The sequence below is a fragment of the Streptomyces sp. NPDC058964 genome (assembly GCF_042741275.1).
Taxonomy (GTDB): Bacteria; Actinomycetota; Actinomycetes; order Streptomycetales; family Streptomycetaceae; genus Streptomyces.
The window spans coordinates 1-4,139 of sequence record NZ_JBHYKH010000673.1 but is presented as its reverse complement, the minus strand read 5'-3'; the positions used below and the strand labels follow the sequence as shown (position 1 = coordinate 4,139).

The 4,139-nt window shown below is 71.5% G+C and carries 5 protein-coding genes and 1 pseudogene; 1 reads left to right on the top strand and 5 read right to left on the bottom strand.

What is annotated here, in order from left to right; genetic code table 11:
• The 3 genes from ACFW2E_RS42715 to ACFW2E_RS42705 form a co-directional block, all read right to left on the bottom strand.
• A partial coding sequence (locus ACFW2E_RS42715; protein ID WP_384476329.1) for a hypothetical protein occupies positions 1-195 on the bottom strand: 195 nt, incomplete at its 3' end.
• Between the two features lie 98 nt (positions 196-293).
• Entirely contained in the window at positions 294-1,166 is an 873-nt protein-coding gene (locus ACFW2E_RS42710; RefSeq protein ID WP_384476325.1) for an ABC transporter ATP-binding protein, read from the bottom strand.
• Entirely contained in the window at positions 1,159-2,070 is a 912-nt protein-coding gene (locus ACFW2E_RS42705; protein ID WP_384476322.1) for an ABC transporter permease, read from the bottom strand. Before ACFW2E_RS42705 ends, ACFW2E_RS42710 begins: the two co-directional genes overlap by 8 nt.
• Positions 2,071-2,259: 189 nt before the next feature.
• Between ACFW2E_RS42705 and ACFW2E_RS42700 the strand changes: the two genes are divergently transcribed.
• Positions 2,260-2,886, top strand: coding sequence for a TetR/AcrR family transcriptional regulator (locus ACFW2E_RS42700; RefSeq protein WP_384476319.1), 627 nt, complete (start codon positions 2,260-2,262; stop codon positions 2,884-2,886).
• 21 nt (positions 2,887-2,907) lie between these two features.
• Here ACFW2E_RS42700 and ACFW2E_RS42695 read toward each other — a convergent pair whose 3' ends face one another.
• Together ACFW2E_RS42695 and ACFW2E_RS42690 are read right to left on the bottom strand one after the other, a co-directional pair.
• The gene (locus tag ACFW2E_RS42695; RefSeq protein WP_384476316.1) at positions 2,908-3,846 is read right to left on the bottom strand and encodes an ADP-ribosylglycohydrolase family protein; all 939 of its coding nucleotides are present in this window, start codon (positions 3,844-3,846) and stop codon (positions 2,908-2,910) included.
• Between the two features lie 58 nt (positions 3,847-3,904).
• Positions 3,905-4,139: pseudogene (locus tag ACFW2E_RS42690) on the bottom strand (UDP-glucose 4-epimerase GalE); the annotation flags it as partial.

Below are 4,139 nucleotides of genomic sequence, written 5' to 3'. Positions count from 1 at the left end.
GTCGCCCGTCCCGACCGGCAGGGGCAGCACCACCGTCTCCGGGGCGTGCCCCTCGGCCGTCTCCCGCGCCCAGTCGCCGACGGCGGCGACGATCACCTCGGCGTCCGGGAGGGGACGGGCGTCGAGCGAGTCGAGGAGTCCGTTCAGATGTCCCTGGGTGTTGGGCCCGTGGACGACGATGCTGAGCTGGGGCATCGCGGTGGACTCCTTGCCTCGTCGCCTCGAACGCACCTTTCACGTCATATTGTCACTTGAAGGGTGAAAGGGATAAACGTTCTTGCGCCGGTGGGGGCTCAGGAGGGAAGAGGAACCTTGGCCGCGGCCGGTTTCGGCGGTGCCTGCTTGGGCTTCTTGTCGCCGGTGAAAGCCTCGTACTCCCTGAGTACGTCCTCCGTCGGCCCGTCCATACGCAGCTCACCGCGCTCCAGCCACAGCACCCGGTCGCAGGTGTCCCGAATCGACTTGTTGTTGTGGCTGACCAGGAACACCGTGCCCGCGTGCTTGCGCAGCTCGCGGATCCGTTCCTCGGAGCGCTTCTGGAAGGAGCGGTCGCCGGTGGCCAGCGCCTCGTCGATCAGCAGGACGTCGTGGTCCTTGGCGGCGGCGATGGAGAAGCGTAGGCGCGCGCCCATGCCGGAGGAGTAGGTCCGCATCGGAAGGGTGATGAAGTCGCCCTTCTCGTTGATGCCGGAGAAGTCGACGATCTCCTGGTAGCGGGACTTGATCTCCTCGCGGGACATGCCCATGGCCAGGCCGCCGAGGAACACGTTGCGCTCACCGGTCAGGTCGCCCATCAGGGCCGCGTTGACGCCGAGGAGGGAGGGCTGGCCGTCGGTGTAGATGTGGCCGTTCTCCACGGGGAGCAGGCCGGCCACCGCCTTCAGCAGCGTGGACTTGCCGGAGCCGTTGGTGCCGATGAGCCCGATCGCCTCGCCCCTGTAGGCGACGAAGGAGACCTTCTTGACCGCGTGCACCTTGCGCACACCGGCCGCCTTCTCGGCCTGCTTGCGCCGGAGCATGCGGTTGAGCGCGGCGGTCGCGGTGCCGCGTCCGGCGCCGGTGCCGTTGACCCGGTAGACGATGTCGACGTTGTCGACGACGACGGTGGGGACCCGGTGGTCGGGGGTGCGGGGGTCGGGGATGCGGTCGTTCAGGTTCTCAGCCACGGCCGTACGTCTCCTCAGCCTTCCAGAAGTAGATGAAGCCGCCGACCCCGGCGATCAGGGCCCAGCCGGTCGCCGCCGCCCACACGTGCGGGGGCAGCTGGTGGGCGTGGAAGCTGTCGATCAGCGCGTACCGCATCAGGTCGATGTAGACGGCGGCCGGGTTGGACTCCAGCGCGATCGTCACCAGGTGCGGCAGGTGGTCCTTCGCGGTGAGCTTGTCGATGCTCCACATCACGCCGGAGACGTACATCCAGGTCCGCAGGATGAACGGCATCAGCTGTGCGATGTCCGGGGTCTTCGCGCCCATCCGGGCCATGATCATCGACACGCCGGCGTTGAACGTGAACTGGAGGACCAGGGCCGGGACCGCCAGCAGCCAGGAGGCCGCGACGGGCACGCCGAAGCAGAGCAGGATGACGATCAGTGCCGCCATCGAGAACAGCAGCTGCTGGAGCTGCTGGAGGCAGAACGAGATCGGCAGCGCGGCGCGCGGGAAGTGCAGTGCGCGGACGAGGCCGAGGTTGCCGGAGATCGCCCGGGTGCCCGCCAGGATCGAGCTTTGTGTGAACGTCCAGATGAACACGCCCGTCACCAGGAACGGGATGTAGTCCGGCACGCCGTGCTTGGTGCCCAGCAGGACGCCGAAGATGAAGTAGTACACCGCCGCGTTCAGCAGCGGGTTCATGACCTGCCACAGCTGGCCGAGCTTCGCCTGGCTGTACTGCGCCGTGAGCTTGGCGGTGGCGAAGGCGGTGATGAAGTGGCGGCGCGCCCACAGCTGGCTGACGTACTCGCGCAGAGTGGGGCGCGCGCCGCTGACCGAGAGCCCGTGGCGCGCGGCGAGTGCCGCGAGGTCGCCGGCCGGGGCCGGTGTCGAGGGCGGTGTGTGGAGAACCTGGCTCACATCCGCTGCTTTCGCTCGGGGGGAGTGGGGTTGCAGTCGTCCGGCCGGCGGGTCCGTCTTCCGTTGTTTCCTTACGCGTCTCTTCACGTTTTCTTACGTCGGGACGGGACCGTATCGTCGCAACGTGAGCGTAGGCCCAATCGACGTCGGAACGCAACCGTTTCGTCGTAACGCCCTATGCTTGACGGCATGACGACGAACGCCGACGAGCCCCGGGCGCGTCCGCGCCGCCGGGCTCCCGCCGGGGCTGCCGTGCTCCGCGAGGACGTGACCGAGGCCATCCGGGCGGCCGTCTTCGAGGAACTCGCGGCCGTCGGGTACGCCCGCATGTCCATCGAGGGCATCGCGCGCCGGGCGGGCGTCGGCAAGACCGCCGTCTACCGCCGCTGGAAGTCCAAGCTGCACCTCGTCCTCGACGTGGTCTCGGCGCTCGCGGTGATGGGCCTGCCCGTGCCGGACACCGGCTCCCTGGAGGGCGACCTGCGACTGCTGTACGAGGTCACGTCCCGCGCGCTGCGCCACCCCGTCGCCTCGCAGATCATCCCGGACCTCCAGGCCGAGGCGGCCCGCAACCCCGAGATCGCCGAGGCCATGCAGGAGGCCCTGCGCGAGGGGCAGGAGGGCGTCGCCAGCAAGATCATCGCGGCGGCCGAACAGCGCGGCGAGCTCCGCCACGGCGTCGACGGCGAACTTGCCCTCGACCTGATCTCCGGCCCCCTGTACTGGCGCTCGGTCGTGATCCGCAGCCCGAAGCTGCCCAAGGGATACCTGGAGGCGCTGAGCCGCGCCACCACGGAGGCGCTCAAGGCCCTGTGAGGCGGGGCGGCGCGCGGTCGCCTAGCCCGCCAGCCGTCGCGCCAGCTCCGTCAGGTCCTCGGCCCGCAGCACCCGGTCCCCGGATCCGGGCAGCGGCACGTGCAGCGCGGCCGGCCAGCGCCCCGGGACGGCGCCGACGCCGTACACCGCCCCCGCCAGGCCCCCGGTGACGGCCGCCACGGTGTCCGTGTCACCGCCCAGGTCGACGGCGGCGCGCACCGCTTCCTCGTACGTGGACGTGGCCCGCAGGGCCCAGACGGCGGAGCCGAGGCACGGCCAGACGGCTCCGTTGAACTCGGTGGCGAGGTCCGGGTGCCAGTCGGCGGCGAGGACGAGGGCGTAACGGTCCCGGTGGTCCGGGTGGACCGCACGCAGCGCGTCCGGTACGGCGTCGAGCGGATCACCGCCGTCCAGGGCGACCCGCACCAGCTCGTGGAAGACCGCGGCTCCCTCCCATGCCGCCCGGTCCCCGTGTGTGAGCGCCGCGATGCGCCGGGCGGCGTCCATGGTGGCGTCCCGCCCCAGGGCCGCGAAGCGCACGGCGGAGGGCGCGGCCCGCATCAGCGCCCCGTTCCCGGCCGCCCGCTGGTTCGCCCGGAAGTGCAGCGCGGCGGCCAGGTCCCAGGGGGCGCCGCTGCCGAGCACCGCCTCGGTCTGCAGGCCGATGTCCTTCGGGCCGGCGGCCGCCCACCGCTGGAACCGCCGGAAGACGTCGGGCAGGTCGAGCCCGTCGTGCTCCAGCAGGGACTGCGCCACCAGGACGGCCATCTGCGTGTCGTCGGTCGCCTCGCCCGGGTCCCAGCCGCCGCCCCCGCACATCTCCCCGCCGTGTCCCGGCCCCGGGAAGCGGGCGGAGAAGGCGCCCGCGGGGCCGAACTCGAAGGGCGCGCCCAGGGCGTCCCCGACGGCGGAGCCGACGACACAGCCGATGGCGCGCTCCACGCGCGGTGAGGTGGTCATCCGGGCAGCGTACGGAGCCTCGCGGGGCCGGCTGCCTCCCGGGTGCCGTCGGCGGCGGTCAGATGCGTGCCGCCTCCGGGCGCAGACGCAACCAGCCCTCCCACGCCGAGGTGATCATGTCCTCGACGTCGAGCTTGGCGTGCCAGCCCAGCTCGGTGGCGATGCGGTCGGCGGAGGCGACCACGCGGGCCGGGTCGCCGGGGCGGCGCGGGGTGACCGTCGGAGGGCGGTGGTAGTGGGTGACGGCGTTGATGTGGTCGATCATCTCGCGGACCGAGACGCCCTCCCCGCGC